Source organism: Streptomyces sp. 7-21, assembly GCF_016741785.1.
GTDB lineage: Bacteria > Actinomycetota > Actinomycetes > Streptomycetales > Streptomycetaceae > Streptomyces.
In genome coordinates this window covers 1-21181 of sequence record NZ_JAERRL010000017.1, presented here as the reverse complement: position 1 = coordinate 21181, position 21181 = coordinate 1, and the positions used below count along the sequence as shown (strand labels likewise).

Sequence of the window (21181 nt, the reverse complement as noted above, 5' to 3'; positions counted from 1 at the left end):
CGATGGCCACGATCGCGGTCAACGGCGTGCGCCTGAACGTCCGCCGGCTGCCGCCCCGGAACCCCCGGGGCGGGGTGCCGCCCACGGTGGTGTTCGTGCACGGGGCCTTCATCGACAGCCTGGCGAGCTTCTACTTCACGCTGGGCCCGGCGTTCGCCGCCACGGGGTTCGACGCGGTGCTGTACGACCAGCGGGGGCACGGCCGCAGCGGCCGCCCCGCCACCGGGTACACGGTGCAGGACTTCTCGGCCGACCTGGCCGGGCTGCTGGACGCGCTGGGCATCGGGCATCCGGTGCACCTGGTGGGCAACTCCTTCGGCGGCACCGTGGCGCTGGACTTCGCCTGGCGCTGGCCGGACCGTGCGGCGTCCGTGGTGGTGATCGAGTCCGGTCCCGCGACGCCGCAGTGGGCCGCGACGATGCGCGCGGCGCTCCACCAGGCCACGCGCGAGCTGCCGGAAGGCGAGGCGCTGTCCTGGTTCGTGCGGCAGTACGGCGCGCTGTCCTCGGCGCGCCGGATCGCGCCGGACGACCCGCACATCATGCGGCTGGGCCGGGGCGCGGCGCGGCTGATCGCGTCCACCACGATCGCCGGTGACATCCCGGCGAGTGCGGTGCTGAGCCGGGAGGAGATCGCGGCGCTGCGCTGCCCGGTGCTGCTGCTCAACGGCGGGCAGGGGCTGGTCGCGGCGCAGACGGCCGAGCTGGCGTCGCTGCTGCCCCGGGTGCGGGTGGCGGAGGTGCCGGGGCAGAGGCACTCGGTGCTGGTGGAGGCGCCGCGCGAGGTGTGCCGGATCGCGCTGGGGTGGGTTGGCGAGCAGGCATGGCCGTCCCCGGCGCCGGGGACGGTGCCGGGGGCGGCGGCGCGGTGAGCCGGTTCCTGTTCGTGGTGCCGCCGCTGGCCGGCCACGTCTACCCGGCGGCCGCGGTGGCGGCCGCGCTCACGGCGTGGGGCCACCGCGTGGCGTGGGCGGGGCACCGGGAGACGCTGGCCGCGCTGCTCGGCGGCGGCGCCGAGGTGTTCGCGTGCGAGGGCCCGGCCGGCCTCGGGGAGCGGCCGCCGGGGCTGCGCGGGGTGGCGGCGCTGCGGTTTCTGTGGGACGACTTCCTGTGCCCGCTGGCGGAGGCGATGGCGCCGGGGGTCGAGGCGGCGGTGCGGTCGTTCGGTCCCGGCCTGGTGGTGGCGGACCAGCAGGCGGTGGCGGGGGCGCTGGTGGCCGAGCGGCTCGGGGTGCGGTTCGCGACGTCGTGCACGACGGCGACGGAGCTGGCGGACGGGCTGCGCGGGCTGCCGAAGGTCGGGCAGTGGCTGGCCGGGCGGCTGGCCGCGCTGCGGGAGCGGATCGGTGATCCGGCGGCAACGCACGACCCGCGGTTCTCGCCGTGGCTGACGGTGGCGTTCTCCACGCGGGAGCTGACCGGCGGCCTCGGGGAGGCCGCCGGGGGCGGCGGGCCGGTGCGGCTGGTGGGCCCGGCGCTGGGCGGCCGGGCGGAGCGGACCGAGTTCCCGTGGGAGTGGGTGCGGCGCCAGGGCCCGCCGCTGGTGCTGGTCACGCTCGGCACCGTCAACGCGGCGGCGGGGGCGCGGTTCCTGCGGGCGTGCCTGGCGGCGGTCCGGGCGCGGGCGGGCCGGGTGCGGGCGGTGTTCGCGGACCCGGGCGGGGTGCTGCCCGCGGTGCCGGCCGCGGACCCGGACGTGCTGGTGCGGCCCGTGGTGCCGCAGCTGGACCTGCTGCGGCACGCGTCGGCCGTGGTGTGCCACGCCGGGCACAACACGGTGGTGGAGGCGCTGTGGCACGCCGTGCCGCTGCTGGTGGCGCCGATCCGCGACGACCAGCCGCTGGTCGCCGAGCAGGTGACGGCGGCGGGGGCGGGGCTGCGGGTGCGGTTCGCCCGCGCCGGCGGCGAGGAGATCGGCGCAGCGCTGGACGCGCTGCTGACCGAGGAACGGTTCCGGGCGGCGGCGCGGCGCGTCAGCGGCTCGTTCCGCGCGGCCGGGGGCGCCCCGGCGGCGGCCGAGGCGCTGGCGGAGCTCGCCGCCGCGGGGCCGGACGCGGTCTCCGCCGCGGCGGCCCCGGACGGAAGGGGGGCGTGAGATGGCGGGCCGCGCGGCGGCGCGGGTCGCCGCGGCCCCGCTACCTCAGGGAGCTGGCCGAGGGCACGGAGCGGTTCTTCCTGCCGCGGCGGGACGACTGCCCGTGGTGCGGCTCGCGGCGGCTGGCGCCCCGGCTGCGGACGGCCGACCTGTTCCAGGGCAAGCCGGGGCGGTTCACGCTGGAGCGCTGCCGGGACTGCGGTCACGTCTTCCAGAACCCGCGGCTGAGCGACGAGGGGCTGGCGTTCTACTACCGCGACTTCTACGACGGGCTGGGCGCCGAGAGCACCGGGCGGCTGCTGGGCGGGCGCGGCAGCGAGCGGCGGTTCCGGCCGGGAACCTGGTGCGGAAGCTGGAGCGGCTGGGTTTCGAGGTGCTGCGGGCAGAGCGCGGGACAGCGCACGTGCCGAACGACCTGGTGTGCGCGGCCTGGCTGCGGTACTCGCGGCTGCTGCCGCCCGAGGACGTGCCGTGGCGCGCGGCGCCCCCGGGGCGGCTGGCCCGGACGGTGCGGGCGGCGCTGGTGCCGCCCGCCGTGCCGCTGCTGCTGGCGGTGTACACGCTGGACCTGCTGCTGGCGCCGGTGGCGCGGCGCACGGCGCTGGCGAACGCCTACCGGGTGATCGCGCGGCGGCACCGCTGAGTGGGGCTGCGGAGGGCTGGGAGGGAGAGACTGGGGGCGTGGAGTGCCTGTTCTGCGCGATCGTGAGCGGCCAGGCGGCTGGTCACCGGGTGTTCGAGGACGCCGAGGCGGTGGCCTTCCTCGACCACCGGCCGCTGTTCCCCGGTCACGTGCTGGTGGTGCCGCGCCGCCACGTGGAGACGCTGACGGACCTGCCCGAGGCGGCGGTGGGCCCGTTCTTCACGCGGGTGCGGCGGCTCGCCGGCGCGGTGGAGCGGGGCATGGCGGCCGGGGGCACGTTCGTGGCGGCGAACAACCGGGTCAGCCAGTCCGTGCCGCACTTCCACGTGCACGTGGTGCCCCGCCGCCCCCGGGACGGGCTGCGCGGCTTCTTCTGGCCCCGCACCGGGTACCGGGACGCGGCACACGCCGAGGAGGTGGCGGCGCGGCTGCGGGCCGCGCTCAGCGCGGACGGGGGCTGAGGATCTCGCTGAGGTCGAAGCGGGCGGGCTCGGCGAGCTGGGCGTAGGTGCAGCTGCGCGGCTCGCGGTCCGGGCGCCAGCGGCGGAACCGGGCGGTGTGGCGGAAGCGGTCGCCCTGCATGTGGTCGTAGGCGACCTCCAGGACGCGTTCGGGCCGCAGCGGGATCCAGGACAGGTCCTTGGTGCCGGTCCAGCGGCTGGGGCCGCCGGGCATGCGGCGGGTCTCGTGCGCCGCTGCCTGGGCCCAGTCGGCCCAGGGGTGGTCCTCGGGGCTGGCCATGACCAGGGGCCGCAGCTCGTCCATCAGCTCGCGGCGGCGCCGCATCGGGAAGGCGGCGCAGACGCCGACGTGCTGGAGGGCGCCCGCGTCGTCGTAGAGGCCCAGCAGCAGGGAGCCGACGACCGGTCCGCTCTTGTGGTGGCGCAGCCCGGCGAGCACGCAGTCGGCGGTCCGCTCGTGCTTGATCTTGACCATTGCGCGTTCGCCGGGGCGGTAGGGCTGGTCGGGGGGTTTGGCGATGACGCCGTCGAGCCCGGCGCCCTCGTACTCTTCGTACCACCGCTGGGCCAGCGCCTGGTCGCGGGTGGCGGGGGCGAGGAAGAGGGGGTGGCGGGCGCCGCGCAGGGCGTGGGCGAGGGCGTCGTAGCGGTCGCGCTGCGGGGCGGCCGTGAGCGAGTCGTCGCCGAGGGCGAGCAGGTCGAAGGCGACGAAGCTGGCCGGGGTGCGCTCGGCGAGCTGGCGGACGCGGGAGGCGGCGGGGTGGATGCGCTCGGTGAGGGCGTCGAAGTCGAGGCGGTCACCGCGGACGATGATGATCTCGCCGTCGACCACGCAGCGGTCCGGCAGCTGGGCGCGCAGGCCGTCGGCGAGTTCGGGGAAGTAGCGGGTGAGGGGCTTGCCGGTGCGGCTGCCGAGCTCGATCTCGGGGCCGTCGCGGAAGACGAGGGCGCGGAAGCCGTCCCACTTGGCCTCGTAGTGCATGCCGGGCGGGATCGCCCGGGCGGTGGCAGCGAGCATCGGTGTGACGGGCGGCATCACCGGGAGGTCCATGATTCGTCAGTGTGCGGCGGCGCGGGGCGGTCCGCCCGCCGGCGGGCGGCGCGCGCGGGCCGGGCCTACCGTGGCGGTATGGCGGAGGCGGCCGAGCTGACGGTGGGGGGCAGGACGGTGCGGGTGTCCAGCCCGGACAAGGTGTACTTCCCGGAGCGCGGCTTCACCAAGCTGGACGTGGCCCGGTACTTCGCCGCCGTCGGCGACGGCGTGGTGCGGGCGCTGCGGGACCGGCCGACCACCCTGGAGCGTTACCCCGATGGGGTGACAGGTGAGTCGTTCTTCCAGAAGCGGGCGCCGAAGAACCTGCCGGAGTGGATCGCGACGGGCCGGATCTCGTTCCCCAGCGGGCGGCACGCCGACGAGATCTGCCCGGCGGAGCCGGCGGCGGTGGTGTGGGCGGCGAACCTGGGGTGCCTGACGTTCCACCCGTGGCCGGTGCGGCGCGGGGACACTGAGCACCCGGACGAGCTGCGGCTCGACCTCGACCCGCAGCCGGGCACGGACTACGCGGACGCGGTGCGGGCGGCGTTCGGGCTGCGCGAGGTGCTGGCGGACCTGGGGCTCACCGGCTGGCCGAAGACGTCGGGCGGGCGGGGGCTGCACGTGTTCGTGCCGATCGTGCCGGAGTGGACGTTCCGGCAGGTGCGGCGTGCGGCGATCACGGTGGGCCGCGAGCTGGAGCGCCGCGATCCGCAGCGGGTGACGACGGCGTGGTGGAAGGAGGAGCGGGGCGAGAGGGTCTTCGTGGACTACAACCAGATGGCCCGGGACCGGACGATCGCCAGCGCCTACTCGGTGCGTGCCCGGCCGCGGGCCACGGTGTCGGCGCCGCTGCGGTGGGAGGAGGTGGGGGACGCCGTGCCGGAGGACTTCGACCTGGGCACGATGCCGCAGCGGTTCGCGGAGCGGGGGGACGTGCACGCGGACATGGAGGAGCACGCGTTCCGCCTCGACGCGGTGTTCGAGGCGGCGCTGCGGGACGAGCGCGACCTGGGGCTGGGCGACCTGCCGTACCCGCCGCAGCATCCGAAGGCGGCCGGTGAGCCGCGGCGGGTGCAGCCCAGCCGGGCGCGGCGCGACCGCTGACGGCCGCCGGCCGGGCGGGGCGCCGCGGCGGGCGGGGTCAGGGCAGGGTGCCGGTGCACGACGGTGGCGTCGCCGCCGGGCGCACGCACCCGTCGTCGTGCGAAGGATTGCAGGGCAGGTGCGGCGGCGTCAGCCGGACCGGCCTGTCAGTTCTGGTGGATCTCGTCGGTGCCGGGCCCGCCGGAGAGGCGGTCCGTGCCGGGGCCGCCGTAGAGCTGGTCGTCCCCGCTGTTGCCGTAGAGCACGTCGTCGCCCGGGCCGCCGCGCAGGAGGTCGGGCCCGCGGCCGCCGTACAGGGTGTCGTTGCCGCTGTTGCCGTAGACCGTGTCGCGGCCGCCCTGCCCGCGGATCGTGTCGTCGCCGCGGCCGCCCCTGATCTCCTGGTCGCCGCTGGTGCCGGTGAGGAGGTCGTCGCCGTCTTCGCCGTAGGCGGCGAAGCTGAAACCGGTGATCTGGTCGTTGCCCGGGCCGCCGTAGACGAAGCTGCCGCCGGTGAGGAGGTCGTCGCCCTCGCCGCCCCAGAAGTTGTCGTGGCCGGTGCCGGTGAGGATGTCGTCGCCGTCGCCGCCGTCGATGGTGTTCTCGTCTCCGGCGCCGCTGCGGAGGGTGTCGTCCTCGTCGCCGAGGTCGACGATGACGCGCGTCCAGAAGTCGCCGAACTCCGTGAGGGAGCAGGAGACACGGGTGGGGTCCTGGGGGTCGGGATGGTGGCAGCCCTCCCCGGCGGTGATGGGCACCACGTCGTCGATGATGAACTCGGTGTAGCCAGCGGTGCCGTAGCTGATGGTGACGTCGTTGCGCTCGCCCGGACCCGCCGTGTAGAAGACGGCGTGGCCGCCGTCGTCGGTGACGGCGGTGGCCCCGGTGTCCGCCGCGGTCCGGGGGCTGGCGGCCGCCGTGGCGGCGGTCGCGGCCAGCCCGGCGGTGAGTGCCAGCGCCCCGAGGGCGAGGGTGGACTTGTGCATGTGTCCCCGTCTCTCCTGTCCTTGGCTCGTTGCCGTGCCCGGCCGCGTGCTGCGGACCGGTGTCACGGGTTCTGATGCGCGGTGGGGACGGGGAGTTCGCGCCGGGCGCCGAGGGGCCACCGCCGTCGTGCGCGCGCTGCGCGCGTGCCCGGCGTCAGGGCGCGGGGCAAAGCCGGGTGCGCTGGCGGCCGAGGCCGGAGATCTCCAGCTCGACGACGTCGCCGTCCTTCAGGTACGGGAAGCGGCCCGAGAGCGCGACGCCCTGGGGGGTGCCGGTGTTGATGATGTCGCCCGGTTCCAGGACCAGGTACTGCGAGAGGTGGTGCACGAGCTCGGCGACGGTGAAGATCATGTCCGCCGTGGTGGAGTCCTGCCGCGCCTCGCCGTTGACCCAGGAGCGCAGGCGGAGCGCCTGCGGGTCGCCGGCCTCGTCGGGGGTGACGAGCACGGGGCCGAGGGGGTTGAACGTCTCGCAGCTCTTGCCCTTGGACCACTGGCCGCCGGACTCCTCGAGCTGGAAGGCGCGTTCGGAGACGTCGTTGCTGACGGCGTACCCGGCCACGTGGGCGAGCGCCTCGGCGGGCGAGGACACGTAGCGGGCGCGGCGCCCGATGACGACGGCGAGTTCGACCTCCCAGTCGGTCCGGGTCGAGCCCCGGGGGATGAGCACGTCGTCGTACGGGCCGACCACGGTGTTGGGGGACTTGTAGAACAGGATGGGCCGCTCGGGCGGCTCGGCGCCGGACTCGGCGGCGTGCGCGGCGTAGTTCTGGCCGATGCACAGCACGGCGGAGGGCCGGGCGACCGGCGGCCCGACGCGTTCCCCGGCGATGGAGGTGGCGGGCAGCGCGTCCTCGCCGGGCACGAGGCCGGGGTCGCCGGCCAGCGCGGCGAGGAAGGCGCCGTCGATGTCGGGGGTGACGGGCCGCAGGTCGTAGTGGCGTTCGCCGTCGGAGGAGACGAGCACGGGCCGTTCGCGGCCCGGCTCGCCGACGCGCATCAGACGCATGAGGGGGTGACTCCAGGTTCGGGGCAAGCGGTTGCGGTCAATGGTCACCACACTCTCTCCCCGGAACGCCGCCGGGCTCAAGAGCCACGCCCCGCCCCTTGCGTCTCTTCCTTGCCGAGGTAGCGCCGCAGGTGGCGCGCGGTGAGGGAGTCGCCGCGGGCCACCAGCTCGGCCGGGGTGCCGGTGAACACGACGCGCCCGCCGTCGTGGCCGGCGCCCGGTCCCATGTCGATGACCCAGTCGGCGTGCGCCACGACGGCCTGGTGGTGCTCGATGACGACCACGGTGTTGCCGTCGTCCACGAGCCGGTCGAGCAGGGCGAGCAGCCGCCCGACGTCCGCCGGGTGCAGGCCGGTGGTCGGCTCGTCGAGCACGTAGACGGCGCCCTGGCGCGCCATGTGGAGGGCGAGCTTCAGGCGCTGCCGCTCGCCGCCGGAGAGGGTGGTGAGCGGCTGGCCCAGGCTGAGGTAGCCCAGGCCGGTGGCGGCGAGCCGGTCGAGCACGGCGCGGGCGGGGCCTGAGGTGAAGAACTCCCGGGCCTCGCTGACGCTCATCGCCAGGACCTCGCTGATGTTCTTGCCGCGCAGCGTGTAGGCCAGCACTTCGGGGGTGTACCGCTTGCCCTCGCACCGCTCGCAGACGGAGGCGACCCCGGCCATGACCGCCAGATCGGTGTAGACCAGGCCGAGGCCCTTGCAGGCGGGGCAGGCGCCCTCCGAGTTGGCGCTGAACAGCGACGGCTTGACCCCGTTGGTCTTGGCGAACGCGGCGCGGACCGGGTCGAGCAGGCCGGTGTAGGTGGCGGGGTTGGAGCGGCGGGAGCCGCGGATGGGCGACTGGTCGGCGACGATGACGCCGTCGCGGCGGGCCAGGTAGCCGTGGATCAGGGAGCTCTTGCCGGAGCCGGCGACGCCGGTGACGGCGGTGAGCACCCCCAGCGGTATGCCGACGCTGACGTCCTTGAGGTTGTGGCGGTCGGCGTGCTCGATGCGCAGGGCGCCGCGCGCCGGGCGGGTGGTGTCGCGGAGCGGGGTGCGCTGGCCGAGGTGGCGCCCGGTGAGGGTGCCGCTGCCGCGCAGCCCGGCCACGTCGCCCTGGTAGCAGACGGTGCCGCCGGCCGCGCCCGCGCCGGGGCCGAGGTCGACGACGTGGTCGGCGATGGCGATGGTCTCCGGCTTGTGCTCCACGACCAGCACCGTGTTGCCCTTGTCGCGCAGCCGCAGCAGCAGGGCGTTCATCCGCTGGATGTCGTGCGGGTGCAGCCCGGCGGTGGGCTCGTCGAAGACGTAGGTGACGTCGGTCAGCGAGGAGCCGAGGTGGCGGACCATCTTCACGCGCTGCGCCTCACCGCCGGAGAGGCTGGCGGATTCGCGGTCCAGGCTGAGGTAGCCCAGGCCGACCTCGGTGAGCGAGTCGAGCGTCTCGCGCAGCGTCGCCAGCAGCGGCGCCACCGACGGCTCGTCGAGGCCGGCGATCCATCCGGCCAGGTCGCTGACCTGCATCGCGCAGGCGTCGGCGATGCTGACGCCCTTGATCCGCGAGGAGCGCGCCGCCTCGCTGAGCCGGGTGCCGCCGCAGGCGCGGCAGGCGGCGTAGGTCACGGCGCGGTCGACGAAGGCACGCAGGTGCGGCTGGAGCGCGTCCCGGTCCTTGCTCAGGTACAGGCGCCGCACCTTCACCACCAGCCCCTCGTAGGTGAGGGTGCGGGAGCCGTGTCTGATCTTGGTGGCGGGCTTGTGGAGGAAGTCCTCCCACTGCGCGGGTGTGTACTCGGCGAGCGGGAGGTCCGGGTCGAACAGGCCGGAGCCGGCCATGACCTGCCAGTACCAGGAGCCGACGGCGAAGCCCGGCACGGTGATGGCGCCTTCGTTCAGCGACTTGCCGCGGTCCACGAGCTGGCTGGTGTCGACGGTGGTCTCCTGGCCGAGTCCTTCGCAGGCGCGGCACATGCCCTCGGGGCTGTTGAAGCTGAACGCGGTGGCGGGGCCGGCGTACGGGGTGCCGAGCCGGCTGAAGAGGATCCGCAGCAGGGTGTACGCGTCGGTGGCGGTGCCCACGGTGGAGCGCGCGTTGGCGCCCATGCGCTCCTGGTCCACCACGATCGCCGCGCTCAGGTTGCGCAGCGCGTCGGCGTCGGGGCGCGGCACGCTCGGCATGAACGACTGGATGAAGGCGGTGTAGGTCTCGTTGATCAGCCGGCGGGACTCGGCGGCGATCGTGCCGAAGACCAGGGAGGACTTGCCCGAGCCGGAGACGCCGGTGAAGACCGTCAGCCGCCGCTTGGGGATGTCGAGGGAGATGCCCTTGAGGTTGTTCTCCCGCGCGCCGCGCACCTCGATGACGTCGTGGCTGTCCGCCGCGGCCCGCTGTATACCGTGCTCCGTTGTCTGAGGCCCCATGCCGCGCGACGATACTTTACGCTGTAAGGAGTTGTCACTTTGGTTGTCTACGCCGCTCAGGGCGACCCCCGCACGACCATGGCCCTGCTCTGGCGCGGCGCCGGCGGGGAGCCCCCGGCCCGGCGCCGCGGGCCCGGTCCCCGGCAGCAGCTGAGCGTGGAGGCCATCGTGGACGCAGCCATCACGCTGGCCGACCGGGACGGCATGGCGGCGCTGTCGATGCGGTCCGTCGGCGAGCAGCTGGGCCGCACCGCCATGGCGCTGTACACCTACGTGCCGGGCAAGCGGGAGCTGATCGACCTGATGCACGACCGGGTGATGGCCGAACTGCCCACTGACTACAGCGGCCATGAGGGCTGGCGCGCGGCCCTGACCGCGTGGGCCGAGGACGCCTACGCCTTCTATCTGCGGCACCCGTGGGTGCTCCAGGTCTCGCGGGTGCGGCCGGTGCTGGGGCCGAACGAGTTCGCCGCCGAGGAGACCGTCGTCGGCATCCTGCGGCACGGCACCGGACTTGACGCCCGGACGCTGCGCGGCGTGGTGGGTTCGCTGAACCACTTCGTGCGCGGGGCGGCGCAGGTGGCGGCGGACGCCCGCCAGGCGGTACGCGAGACGGGCGTGACCGACGAGGAGTGGTGGGCCTCGCGCTCGGCCGTGCTGCAGCAGGTGGCCCCCGACCTGGCGGACCGCTTTCCCGGCCTGGTGTGGCTGGAGACGGCGCGGGCTAAGGAGGGCACGGACGCGGGCGCCTACCTGGAACGGGACGCCGAGGTCTCCTTCCGCGACGGCCTGGCGCTGCTGCTGGACGGCATCGAGGCGGCCGCCGCCAGGTCCTAGGAAAGGGCGGGGTGCCGGGTGCGGTCGCCGCGAAGACGGAGGCGGCCCGTTCCGGCCGCGTGTCCGTCAGGCCGCCCCGGACGCCGGCCAGGGCCCGTCACCCGCGGCACCGTCGGTCTGCTCGCGGAGGATGCCGGCGTGGCCGGCGTGGCGGGCGGTCTCCTCGGTCATGTGGACATAGCCCCAGCGGCACCCGGCCCAGACGCGAGTGGGGCACGGAGTCGTCCAGCGCGAGACCGGCGGCGATGCGGCGGGACTCCGCGCAGACGGCCGCGTACTCCGCGAACTGCCTCGCGCTGCCCGCCGGGGAAGGCTTCGAGGACCTCCCGCTCGCCGCCGGTGCCCAGCGGTTCCTCCCGGGCGAGCGGCAAATCCGGCTGTGCTGAGTTGGTCGTGCCCGGGACCGTAGGGCTCCGGCCGGCGGGGCGGGCGGGGGCAGGGGCGCCGCGCGCAGCGTCCCGGCGCCGGAAGCAGGCGGGGCTTGCCTGCCGTAGCAGGGCGGCCTAGTATCCCCTTCCACCGGTCGAATCGATTCGACGAATCGATTCGATTGCACGAGTGTTTCCACTCGCACACAGCCGCGAAGGAGCGGGGGAATGGCCACGATCAAGGATGTCGCCCGGCGGGCCGGGGTGGCGCCCAGCACCGTCTCGTACGTCCTGAGCGGATCGCGGAAGATCTCCGAAGAGACGCGAAAGGCCGTGCGGGCTGCGATAGCGGAGCTGGGATACCACCCCCGCGCCAGCGCGCGCACCCTGCGCAGCGCCCGCAGCGACGTCCTGGTGCTCGCCGTCCCCAGGGAGCCGGGGAAGTACCGGGCTGTGGACGGGAGGTTTGCGATCGAGATCAGTGACGCCGCCCGCGCCCACGGCTACGACGTGCTGATGATGACCGACCAGCCCGGCGTCGCGGGGCTGCGCCGCGTCGCCGGGAGCGGCCTGGCCGACGCGGCCATCCTCATGGCCGTCCAGGAGGCCGACCCCCGCATCACCGCGCTGCGCGAGATGTCCTTCCCCACCGCGCTGCTGGGCCACGGCGACGCCCGCGACGAGACCGGCCTGCCGTGGGTGGACCTCGACTGGGAAGCGGCCGTCTCCCTGGCCCTCACCGAGACCGCCGCCCGCGGCCACGAGCGGATCGTCTTCCTCGCCTCGGCCGAGCACGAGATCGCCGACCGCCGCGGCTACGCCCTCCACGGCCTCGACGGCGCCCGCGAGGCGGCGCGCCGCACCACGGCCGACGTGACGCTCCAGCCCTCCTCCGCCGACCCGGAGCGGCTGCGGCAGCTGGTGCGCCGCGCGCTGACCTCGCGGCCTCGGCCGACCGCGCTGGTCGTGCAGCACCTGGTGTTGCTGAACCAGGTCAGGGACGAGATCGCCGCGCTGGGGCTGCGGGTTCCCGAGGACCTCGCCGTCGTGCCGGTCGGCAGCCTGCCGGACGAGCCGGGCACCAGCGCGCTGCCCCGCATCGAACTGCCCGTGGGCCGGATGGCCGCCGCCGTCGTCCAGCTCGCCGTCGAGGCGATCGGCGGCGGGAACGGCGAGGCCCGCCACGAACTGATCTCCCCGCGGTTCGCCGAGGGCCCCGCCATCCCGCCGCCCTCCGGGCGCGACGCGGCGCCCTGACGCCGGACCGCCGGCTTCCCCCCGTCCGACCCCGACCCCGCAACCCAAGGGACACACCCATGCAGACCACCCCACGGCGCCGGCGCCGCATAACGGTGCCCGCGGCCCTGACCGCGGCAGGAGCCGTGGTCGCGGCAGGGCTGACCGGCTGTGCCGCCGAGCCCGACCCCGGCACCCTCACTGTGCTGAACTCCGCGACCGACACCCGGGAGCACAACGCCAACCAGGAGTTCTTCGAACGCTGCGCCGAGCCGCTCGGCCTGGAGGTGGAGCAGATCAGCGTGCCCGCCGACCAGGTCGCCTCCAAGGCGCTGCGCATGGCGTCCTCGGACTCGCTGCCGGACATCCTGGAGCTGGACGGCTCGGAGCTGCCGCAGTTCGCCGAGACCGACGGGCTGCGCCCGCTGGACGAGCTGGGGGTCGACATGTCGGGCTTCTCCGACGGCGCGGTCGCCATGGGCTCGTTCGACGGCACCCCCTACGGCATCGCCAGGTCCGTCAACTCGCTGGCTTTGATCTACAACGTGGACATGCTCGCCGAGGCGGGCCTGGAGCCGCCGGAGACCTGGGACGAGCTGGAGTCGGCGGCCGCCGCGCTGACCCAGGGCAGCACCTACGGCATGGCCTTCAGCGCCAGCCCCAACGCCGACGGCGTCTACCAGTTCCTGCCGTTCTTCTGGTCGGCGGGCGGCGACGAGTCCCGGCTCGGCGACGGCGCGGGCGCGCCCGCGCTCCAGCTGTGGAAGGACCTGGTGGACGCCGGCTCCGCCTCGCAGTCCGTCGTCAACTGGAACCAGCAGGACGTCAACGACCAGTTCCTCGCCGGACGCGCCGCCATGATGATCAACGGCCCCTGGCAGGTACCGGTGCTCAGCGAGCAGGACGACGTGGACTGGGCTGTCGCCAGCATCCCCGTGCCGGAGGCGGGCGGCGACCCGGTGCCGCCGATCGGCGGGACCGTGATGACCATCCCCAAGGGCGACCCCGAGCGCGAGGCCAACGCCGCCGAGGTCCTCAACTGCCTGAACTCCGAGGAGAACCAGCTGGCCTGGGGCGAGCGCGTCAACAACGTCCCGACCCGTGCCGACGCGGCGCAGGAGTACCGCGAGGCCCACCCGAAGCTGGCCGCCTTCGCGGACCTCGTCACCACCGCCCGCTCCCGCACCGCGCTGGTCGGCACCGGCTGGCCGGTGGTCGAGAACGCGCTCGCCGGGGCGTTCCAGTCCGTGCTGACCGGCCAGTCCTCACCGGAGCAGGCCCTGCAGCGGGCCCAGCGCCAGGCGGCGGGCGAGTGAGACCCGGAGACGGAGAACGGAGAACGAGGTCATGACCACGACCACCCCGCCCCTGGCGAAGTCCCCGGTGCCGCCCGCCCCGGCCACCGTGCGCCGGCACCGCGCCCGCGGCCGCCTGTACCAGTGGCTGTTCCTGGCACCCGCCCTGGCCTACCTGCTCGCCTTCTTCGGGTACCCGCTGGTGCGGAACGTCCTGATGAGCTTCCAGGAGTTCACCCCCCGCACCTACTTCACGGGCGAGGCGCCGTTCAACGGCCTGGAGAACTGGCGGAACGTCTTCAGCAACAGCCTCTTCGGCGACGCGCTGTGGCAGACGCTGCTGTTCACCGCCGGCTCGCTGCTCGGGCAGTTCACCATCGGCCTGGGCCTGGCGGTGTTCTTCTCGCGGCGTTTCCCTCTCTCCGGCTTCGTGCGGGCCGTCCTGCTGCTGCCCTGGCTCGTCCCCATGGTCGTCTCGGCCGTGGTGTGGCGCCGGATCATGGACGAGGAGCACGGCGTCCTCAACAGCTTCCTCGGCGTCTTCGGCGTGGACAACGTGCCGTGGCTGAGCAGCCCGAGCGTCGCCCTGCTGGCCGCGATCCTGGTGAACATCTGGATCGGCATCCCGTTCAACATGGTGATCCTCTACGGCGGCCTGCAGGAGATCCCGCGCGAGCTGTACGAGGCGGCGGCGCTGGACGGCGCCGGCCCGTGGCGGACGTTCCGCAGCATCACGCTGCCGATGCTGCGCCCGGTGGTCACCGTGGTGCTGGTGCTGGGCTTCATGTCGACGGTGAAGATCCTCGACCTGATCCTCGCCCTCACCGGCGGCGGCCCCGCCGACTCCACGCAGACGCTGGGCACGCTCACCTACCAGCTGTCGTTCCTCCAGCTCGACTTCGGCGCGGGCGCCGTGGTCGGCAACGTCCTGATCCTCATCAGCGCCGTGTTCGCCGTGCTGTACCTGCGGGTGAACCGCGCTGACTCCGGCAAGGGGAAGTGACCGACGATGAACCGCCTTACCGCTCCCTCCCGCGCGCGCCGCGCCTGGAACACGGCGGCCGCGCTGCTGGTGCTGGTCGTCATGCTCTTCCCGCTGTACTGGATGATCAGCACGGCGCTCCAGCCGCACGGCTCGATCGCCGACGCCGACCTGATCCCCGCCTCGCCCGGCTTCGAGAACTTCCGGGCGGCGCTGGACACCCAGGGCGGCTCGCTGGTCACCAGCCTGGTGGTCTCCCTGGGCGCCGTGGCCGTCTGCCTGGCGCTGGCGGCGCCCGCGGCGTACGCGCTGGCGCAGTTCGGGCTGCGCGGCAGCCGCGGCATTGTCTTCGGCACGCTGATCACCCAGATGGTCCCCGGCATCGTGGTCGCCAACGCCCTGTACAGCGCCTACGCCGAGCTGGGGCTGGTCAACTCCTACCTCGGCCTGATCCTGGCGGACGCCTCGCTCGGCCTGCCGTTCGCGATCGTGCTGCTGCGGGCGTTCATGGTGTCGATCCCCGGCGAGGTGGTGGAGGCCGCCATGGTGGACGGCGCCAACCGGTTCACCGCGTTCGTCCGCATCGTGCTGCCGATGAGCCGCAACGCGCTGATCACCGCGGGCCTGTTCGCCTTCCTGTTCGCCTGGGCCGACTTCATCTTCGCGCTCACGCTCAACACCACGGACGACGTCAGGCCGGTGACGCTGGGCATCTACCAGTTCATCGGCGCGCACGTCAGCGACTGGGGCGCCGTCATGGCCACCGCCGTGCTGTCGGCCATCCCCGCCGCCATCCTCCTGATCGTCGCCCAGCGTTACATCGCCGCGGGCATCGCGGGAGGTTCGCTCAAGTAACGCACGCACCGCACGCCCCGGCGGCCGGCCGCGTAACCGCAGGCCAGTCCGGGGAGCATGGGATCGCGCCCGGCGCACGCCGGGCGCGCACACGCACGCACCGCACGCAGGAAAGAGACGGGCCTGACATGACCTCCGGTGACACCTCCGGCTTCCCCCGCTTCCCCAAGGGGTTCTTCTTCGGCGCCGCGACCGCGAGTTACCAGATCGAAGGCGGACACGACGCCGACGGGCGGGGCCCGTCGATCTGGGACACCTACTGCCGCGAGCCCGGCCGCGTCGCCAACGGCGACACCGGCGACGTGGCCTGCGACCACTACCACCGCTACCGCGAGGACGTCGCGCTGCTCGCGGACCTGGGCGTGGACAGCTACCGGTTCTCCATCGCCTGGCCCCGCGTGAAGCCCACCGGCGCCGGCGAGGTGAACGTCCCGGGTCTCGGTTTCTACGACCGCCTCGTCGACGAGCTGCTCGCCGCCGGGATCTCCCCGGCCGCCACCCTCTACCACTGGGACCTGCCGCAGGCCCTGGAGGACAAGGGCGGCTGGCGGGTCCGGGAGACCGCCGAGCGCTTCGCCGAGTACACCGCCGTCGTCGCCGAGCGCCTCGGCGACCGCGTCGACCGGTGGATCACGCTCAACGAGCCGTTCTGCTCCGCCTTCGTGGGCTACGCCATCGGCCGCCACGCCCCCGGCGCCCGCGAGGGGCGCGGCGCGCTCGCCGCCGCCCACCACCTGCTGGTCGGGCACGGCCTGGCGGTGCAGGCGCTGCGCGCCGCCGGCGTCCGCGAGGTGGGCATCACGCTCAACCCGGACCGGCTGCTGCCCGCCTCGGACTCTCCGGCGGACCAGGCCGCGCTGCGCCGCGCCGAGACGCTGCACAACGAGGTGTGGTTCGACCCGCTGTTCGCCGGGCGGTACCCGCGCCACGAGGAGGAGACCTGGGGCGCCATGGCCGACGGCTCCTACCGCCGCGACGGCGACCTGGAGCTGATCGGGGCGCCGCTGGACTTCCTCGGCATCAACTACTACCGCCCGATCACGGTGGCCGACGCCCCCTACACCGACCCCGACCCCGCCACGCGCACCGCCGTGGACATCCGCGCCGCCGAGTCGATGCGGCAGGACGTGCGGCTGACGACCATGGGCTGGCCGGTCGTGCCGCACACGTTCACCGACCTGCTGGTCGACCTGACGCGCCGCTACCCGGACCTGCCGCCGATCGTCATCACCGAGAACGGCTCGGCCGAGGACGACACGGTCGCCGCCGACGGGCAGGTCCACGACGCGGACCGGGTCGCCTACCTCCGCGACCACCTCGCGGCGCTGGCCGACGCCATCGCGGCGGGCGTGGACGTCCGCGGCTACTACGTCTGGTCGCTGCTGGACAACTTCGAGTGGGCCTTCGGCTACGACAAGCGCTTCGGCATCGTCCGGGTCGACTACGACACCCTCGAACGCCTCCCGAAGGACAGCTACCGCTGGTACCGGGACCTGATCAAGAACCACCGCACCACCACGCAGGAGACCCCGTGAAGTTCACCGATGGCTACTGGCTGATGCGCGAGGGCGTCAGCGTTTCCTACGTCAAGGAGATCGCCGACGCGCGCGTGGAGGCGGACCGGCTGACGCTCTACGGCGCCGTGCGGCGCGTGGAGCGCCGCGGCCACACCCTCAACAGCCCGCTGCTGACGGTGGAGTGCTTCTCCCCCGCCGAGGGCGTGATCGGGGTGCGGTCCACCCACCACGCCGGCCGGGTGCCGCGGACGCCGTCGTTCCCGCTGCGCACGGACGAGGAGCACACCGCGAAGACCGCGCGCGACGGCTCGGTCGTCGAGCTGTCCAGCGGCCCGCTGTCGCTGCGCGTGGACACCGCGGCACCGTGGCGGCTGGACTTCACGGCCGAGGGGCGCACCCTGACGTCGGTGGAGGGGCGCGGCACCGGGTTCGCCGTCACCCCCGACGGGGCGCACCACTCGCTGGCGCAGCTGTCGCTGGGCGTGGGTGAGCTGGTGTACGGGCTGGGCGAGCGGTTCACGCCGTTCACCCGCAACGGCCAGGTCGTGGACATCTGGCAGGCGGACGGCGGCACGGCCAGCGAGCAGGCGTACAAGAACGTGCCGTTCTACCTGACGAACAAGGGCTACGGCGTGTTCGTCAACCACCCCGGCCTGGTCTCCTACGAGATCGGCTCGGAGGCCGTGGGCCAGGTGCAGTTCAGCGTCGAGGACCAGTCGCTGGAGTACCTGGTCATCTACGGCCCCACCCCCAAGGAGATCCTCAACCGCTACACGGCGCTGACCGGCCGCCCGGCGCTGCCGCCGGACTGGTCCTTCGGCCTGTGGCTGTCCACGTCGTTCACCACGGACTACGACGAGGAGACGGTGACGCGGTTCGTGCGCGGCATGGCCGAGCGCGACATCCCGCTGGGCGTCTTCCACTTCGACTGCTTCTGGATGAAGGAGTACCAGTGGTGTGACTTCACCTGGGACCCGGACACCTTCCCGGACCCGGAGGGCATGCTGCGGCGCCTGAAGGAGCAGGGCCTGCGGATCTGCGTGTGGATCAACCCGTACATCGGCCAGAAGTCGCCGCTGTTCGCCGAGGGCATGCGCGAGGGCTACCTGCTGCGCAAGCCCAACGGCGACGTGTGGCAGTGGGACATGTGGCAGGCGGGCATGGCGCTGGTGGACTTCACCAACCCGGCCGCCCGCCAGTGGTACGCCGACAAGCTGCGCGCCCTGACCCGGCAGGGCGTGGACTGCTTCAAGACCGACTTCGGCGAGCGCGTGCCCACCGACGTGGCCTGGCACGACGGCTCCGACCCGGAGCGGATGCACAACTACTACACGCAGCTGTACAACGAGACGGTCTTCTCGGTGCTGACGGAGGAGCGCGGCGCGGGCGACGCGGTGCTGTTCGCCCGCTCGGCCACCGCCGGCGGCCAGCGCTTCCCCGTGCACTGGGGCGGCGACTGCGAGTCCACCTTCAGCGCCATGGCCGAGTCGCTGCGCGGCGGCCTGTCGCTGGGCCTGTCCGGCTTCGGCTTCTGGAGCCACGACATCGGCGGCTTCGAGGGCACGCCCACCCCCGCCGTCTTCACCCGCTGGGTGCAGTTCGGGCTGCTGTCCTCCCACAGCCGCCTGCACGGCAGCAACTCCTACCGCGTGCCCTGGGACTACGGTGACGAGGCCGTCGAGGTCACCCGCGACTTCACGCGCCTGAAGAACCGGCTGATGCCCTACCTGTACCGCGCCGCGGAGCAGGCCCACGAGCACGGCACCCCCGTGATGCGGGCCATGCTGCTGGAGTTCCCGGACGACCCGGCCACCCACACGCTTGACCGCCAGTACATGCTCGGCGGCGACCTGCTGGTCGCGCCCGTCTTCAGCGAGGACGGCACCGTCGAGTACTACGTGCCGGGGGGCACCTGGACCCACCTGCTGACCGGCGAGCCGGTCCAGGGGCCGGGCTGGCGCCGCGAGCGGTTCCCGCTGTCCAGCCTGCCGCTGCTGGCGCGGCCCGGCTCGGTCATCCCCCTCGGCGCCACCGGCGACCAGACGGTGTACGACTGGGCGAACGGCGTCACCCTGCGGGTGCACGCCCCGGCCGACGGCCAGGAGACGATCACCCGCATCCCCGGCAACGGGGAGGGCCCCGGCGCCCTCTTCCGCACCACTCGCAGCGGCGGCACGGTCACCGTGCGCGCCGAGCGGGCCGCCGGGCCGTGGCAGGTGAGCCTGGCCGGGCCCGGGGGCTACGGCGAGCCGGTGGCCCCCGGCGATGACGGGGACACCGTGACCCTCACCGTCGCGGACTGAGCGGCCCGGCGTACCGTTTTACCTCGGTGCCCACCGGGAACCCGGCGGGCACCGAGGTGATCGTGATGCCAGAACCCGGCAGCAAGAAGTACGACATCCACCGCGCCCACCGCCGCAAGGACGCCGAGAACCGGGGCGTCCCCGACCAGCACGCCAACCAGGAGGCCAACGACGAGCTCCAGCGCGATGCGCACTGGCAGCCGCGCGGTCCCCGCACCGAGCGCGGCGCCGGCCCCGAGGGCGAGCGGAGAAGCGAACGGCGGGAACGGCGGCGGGAGGGGTGACATCCGTGGCGAGAACCGCGCCGGCCAGGAAGGCCGAGGCCACCACGCGCGCGCTGCTGGACCGCTGCGGGCGGACCTACGCCGCCCAGGCCGGGATCCGGCTGCGGAACACCCCCGCGGCCCTGTACCAGCTGCTGGTGCTGGCGCACCTGCTGTCCGCCCGCATCCGCGCCGACGTGGCGGTGGCGGCGGCGCGCGCCCTGTTCGACGCCGGGATGCGGACGCCGGAGCGGATGGCGAAGGCCACGTGGCAGCAGCGGGTCGACGCGCTCGGCGCCGGTCACTACCGCCGCTACGACGAGCGGACGGCCACCCAGCTCGGCGACGCCGCCCGGCTGCTGCTCGACCGGTACGGCGGCGACCTGCGGAAGCTCAGAGGCGCGCGGGACCTCCGCGCCGCGCTCCAGGAGTTCCCCGGCATCGGCCCGGCGGGCGCCGAGATCTTCCTGCGGGAGGTACAGGCGGTCTGGCCCGAGTGCGCGCCGCACATCGACGCCAAGGCCCGCGAGGGTGCCCAGCGGCTGGGGCTGCCCCGCTCCCCCAAGGCGCTCTCCGGCCTGGTGGCGGGCGACGACGTGGCGCGGCTGTCGGCGGGCCTGGTGCGGGTGGCGCTCGACCGCTCGCTCGCGGACGAGGTCAAGGCGCGGGCCGCCGGGTGAGCCAGCTGACCGGGCCGCTGGAGTTCGCCCTGCTGCGGGCGGAGTTCAAGCGTGCCGTCAACATGACGCCGCTGGAGCTGGCCGCCTGGCTGCGGACCGGCACCGCCCGGGCGCAGCCGCGCGCCGCGCGCGGGCGGCGGGTGCTGGCCGTGCTGGCGCTGCTGGCCCGGCGCCCGTCACAGCTGACGGAGGCGGACACCGGGCTGATGGGCGAGGTCGTCGCGACGGTCCGCGCCGAACGGGCGGCCGGCCCCGGCGAGCTGCCGGACGCGCTGTGGCGGGCGCGCCTGATGTGCCTGGGGCACGACCCGCTCCGCTCCTGACCCGGCCGCTGTGGGTAGGTCAGAGCACCGTCCGGCAAGGGGTATACTGGGAGGCACCGACGCGGGGTGGAGCAGCTCGGTAGCTCGCTGGGCTCATAACCCAGAGGTCGCAGGTTCAAATCCTGTCCCCGCTACGACGGAAGGCCCGGACCACACGGTCCGGGCCTTCGCCATGTCCGGGCGCAGCAAGCCCGGACGGACTCGTGCGAGGCGGGACCAGAGACCGGAGTGAGGGGCGCGTGCGGCTCACCGGCTGCCCGGCCAGCGGCGCAGCAGGATCGTGAGGGCTTCGCGGGCGTCGCGCCGGCGCCGGGTGTCCCGGGCCAGAGCGGCGGTCAGAGCGACGGCGGCGACCGTGACGGTGTACACGGCGACGATGACGGCGGACACCAGGATGCCGTCGAGGAGCGGAAGCAGAGCGGTCATGGTTGGACACCTCCGGTTCGGCCGGGTGGGGGCGGTTGGTGGTGTCCATGAGCCCACCGTGGGGCAGTTGTCCGGAAACGCCGCACAGGGCGGTGCGGGCCGTTTATCCTGGCCAGCCCGTGTGCGAGGGGGTTCCCGGAATGTTCCGTCCGGACGGGGTCCGGACGGTGCGCGGGGTGGCAGGCCGCGGAGAGAGGAGCGGTAGCGGGTGGGACCGCAAGGCGATCCGGAGCGGGAGTTTCACGCGAGGCTGGCCGCGCTGTACCGGGCAGCCGGAAAGCCGACCTACGAGAGGCTGGCCCAGCGGACGGGGGTGGGTACTTCGACCCTCCACGACTGGCTGACAGGAGAAACCATCCCCAGCGACTGGCAGAAGCTGGCGAT

The 21181-nt window shown here is 74.0% G+C and carries 21 protein-coding genes, 1 tRNA gene and 1 pseudogene; 17 read left to right on the top strand and 6 right to left on the bottom strand.

What is annotated here, in order from left to right; translation table 11 throughout:
- Nucleotides 1-2 precede the first annotated feature (2 nt).
- From JK356_RS19095 to JK356_RS19080, 4 genes are all read left to right on the top strand, one after another.
- Entirely contained in the window at nt 3-872 is an 870-nt protein-coding gene (locus JK356_RS19095) for an alpha/beta fold hydrolase (RefSeq protein ID WP_201869891.1), read from the top strand.
- A complete protein-coding gene (locus tag JK356_RS19090; RefSeq protein WP_236671592.1) occupies nt 824-2095 on the top strand; it encodes a glycosyltransferase in 1272 nt (423 codons plus the stop codon). Before JK356_RS19095 ends, JK356_RS19090 begins: the two co-directional genes overlap by 49 nt.
- A 343-nt stretch (nt 2096-2438) precedes the next feature.
- Complete coding sequence (locus JK356_RS22445) at nt 2439-2738, top strand: hypothetical protein (protein ID WP_307815745.1); 300 nt, start codon at nt 2439-2441, stop codon at nt 2736-2738.
- Between the two features lie 38 nt (nt 2739-2776).
- Nucleotides 2777-3199 (top strand): HIT family protein, encoded by a 423-nt coding sequence (locus JK356_RS19080; RefSeq protein ID WP_201869890.1) that lies wholly within the window; start codon nt 2777-2779, stop codon nt 3197-3199.
- On the opposite strand, the gene JK356_RS19075 is transcribed toward JK356_RS19080, so the two are convergent.
- Nucleotides 3180-4250 carry an ATP-dependent DNA ligase gene (locus JK356_RS19075; protein ID WP_201869889.1) on the bottom strand — a complete coding sequence of 357 codons (1071 nt, stop codon included), beginning with the start codon at nt 4248-4250 and terminating at the stop codon, nt 3180-3182. The genes JK356_RS19080 and JK356_RS19075 overlap by 20 nt on opposite strands.
- 78 nt (nt 4251-4328) lie before the next feature.
- Between JK356_RS19075 and ligD the strand changes: the two genes are divergently transcribed.
- The gene (ligD, locus tag JK356_RS19070; RefSeq protein WP_201869888.1) at nt 4329-5339 is read left to right on the top strand and encodes a non-homologous end-joining DNA ligase; all 1011 of its coding nucleotides are present in this window, start codon (nt 4329-4331) and stop codon (nt 5337-5339) included.
- A gap of 146 nt (nt 5340-5485) precedes the next feature.
- Here ligD and JK356_RS19065 read toward each other — a convergent pair whose 3' ends face one another.
- The 3 genes from JK356_RS19065 to JK356_RS19055 all read right to left on the bottom strand — a co-directional run bounded on the left by JK356_RS19065 (nt 5486) and on the right by JK356_RS19055 (nt 9712).
- The gene (locus JK356_RS19065) at nt 5486-6304 is read right to left on the bottom strand and encodes a calcium-binding protein (protein WP_201869887.1); all 819 of its coding nucleotides are present in this window, start codon (nt 6302-6304) and stop codon (nt 5486-5488) included.
- A 154-nt stretch (nt 6305-6458) separates the two neighbouring features.
- Complete coding sequence (locus JK356_RS19060; protein WP_201869886.1) at nt 6459-7313, bottom strand: fumarylacetoacetate hydrolase family protein; 855 nt, start codon at nt 7311-7313, stop codon at nt 6459-6461.
- A 77-nt stretch (nt 7314-7390) separates the two neighbouring features.
- On the bottom strand, nt 7391-9712 hold the full coding sequence (locus tag JK356_RS19055) for an excinuclease ABC subunit UvrA (RefSeq protein WP_201869885.1): 2322 nt from the start codon (nt 9710-9712) through the stop codon (nt 7391-7393).
- A 39-nt stretch (nt 9713-9751) separates the two neighbouring features.
- Here JK356_RS19055 and JK356_RS19050 point away from each other — a divergent pair, with 39 nt between their 5' ends.
- Nucleotides 9752-10549, top strand: a complete 798-nt coding sequence (locus tag JK356_RS19050; protein ID WP_201869884.1) for a TetR/AcrR family transcriptional regulator — start codon at nt 9752-9754, stop codon at nt 10547-10549.
- Nucleotides 10550-10615: 66 nt separating this feature from the next.
- Here JK356_RS19050 and JK356_RS22260 read toward each other — a convergent pair.
- A pseudogene (locus tag JK356_RS22260) lies at nt 10616-10822 on the bottom strand (DUF664 domain-containing protein); the annotation flags it as partial.
- On the opposite strand from JK356_RS22260, the gene JK356_RS19040 reads away from it, so the two are divergent.
- The 11 genes from JK356_RS19040 (at nt 10795) to JK356_RS18990 (ending at nt 20505) form a co-directional block, all read left to right on the top strand.
- Nucleotides 10795-10935, top strand: coding sequence for a hypothetical protein (locus tag JK356_RS19040; RefSeq protein ID WP_201869958.1), 141 nt, complete (start codon nt 10795-10797; stop codon nt 10933-10935). The pseudogene JK356_RS22260 and the gene JK356_RS19040 sit on opposite strands and share 28 nt — an antisense overlap.
- Nucleotides 10936-11145: 210 nt before the next feature.
- Complete coding sequence (locus tag JK356_RS19035) at nt 11146-12174, top strand: LacI family DNA-binding transcriptional regulator (RefSeq protein WP_201869883.1); 1029 nt, start codon at nt 11146-11148, stop codon at nt 12172-12174.
- A 59-nt stretch (nt 12175-12233) separates the two neighbouring features.
- Nucleotides 12234-13469, top strand: a complete 1236-nt coding sequence (locus JK356_RS19030; RefSeq protein ID WP_201869882.1) for an extracellular solute-binding protein — start codon at nt 12234-12236, stop codon at nt 13467-13469.
- A 31-nt stretch (nt 13470-13500) separates the two neighbouring features.
- On the top strand, nt 13501-14451 hold the full coding sequence (locus JK356_RS19025; protein ID WP_201869881.1) for a carbohydrate ABC transporter permease: 951 nt from the start codon (nt 13501-13503) through the stop codon (nt 14449-14451).
- Between the two features lie 6 nt (nt 14452-14457).
- Nucleotides 14458-15285 (top strand): carbohydrate ABC transporter permease, encoded by an 828-nt coding sequence (locus tag JK356_RS19020; protein ID WP_201869880.1) that lies wholly within the window; start codon nt 14458-14460, stop codon nt 15283-15285.
- A 128-nt stretch (nt 15286-15413) separates the two neighbouring features.
- Nucleotides 15414-16820: a GH1 family beta-glucosidase gene (locus JK356_RS19015; RefSeq protein WP_201869879.1), complete on the top strand. Its 1407-nt coding sequence runs from the start codon at nt 15414-15416 to the stop codon at nt 16818-16820.
- Entirely contained in the window at nt 16817-19105 is a 2289-nt protein-coding gene (gene yicI / locus JK356_RS19010; RefSeq protein ID WP_201869878.1) for an alpha-xylosidase, read from the top strand. The genes JK356_RS19015 and yicI overlap by 4 nt, the downstream gene beginning before the upstream one ends.
- A 26-nt stretch (nt 19106-19131) precedes the next feature.
- Nucleotides 19132-19389, top strand: coding sequence for a hypothetical protein (locus JK356_RS19005; RefSeq protein ID WP_307815743.1), 258 nt, complete (start codon nt 19132-19134; stop codon nt 19387-19389).
- Entirely contained in the window at nt 19386-20048 is a 663-nt protein-coding gene (locus JK356_RS19000) for an endonuclease (protein ID WP_374100680.1), read from the top strand. The genes JK356_RS19005 and JK356_RS19000 overlap by 4 nt, the downstream gene beginning before the upstream one ends.
- Nucleotides 20045-20371 carry a DUF3140 domain-containing protein gene (locus JK356_RS18995; RefSeq protein ID WP_307815741.1) on the top strand — a complete coding sequence of 109 codons (327 nt, stop codon included), beginning with the start codon at nt 20045-20047 and terminating at the stop codon, nt 20369-20371. Before JK356_RS19000 ends, JK356_RS18995 begins: the two co-directional genes overlap by 4 nt.
- Nucleotides 20372-20431: 60 nt before the next feature.
- A tRNA-Met gene (locus tag JK356_RS18990) sits at nt 20432-20505 on the top strand.
- A gap of 112 nt (nt 20506-20617) precedes the next feature.
- Here the strand turns inward: JK356_RS18990 and JK356_RS18985 are convergent.
- Nucleotides 20618-20797, bottom strand: a complete 180-nt coding sequence (locus JK356_RS18985; RefSeq protein WP_201869876.1) for a hypothetical protein — start codon at nt 20795-20797, stop codon at nt 20618-20620.
- Nucleotides 20798-21181: the final 384 nt, after the last annotated feature.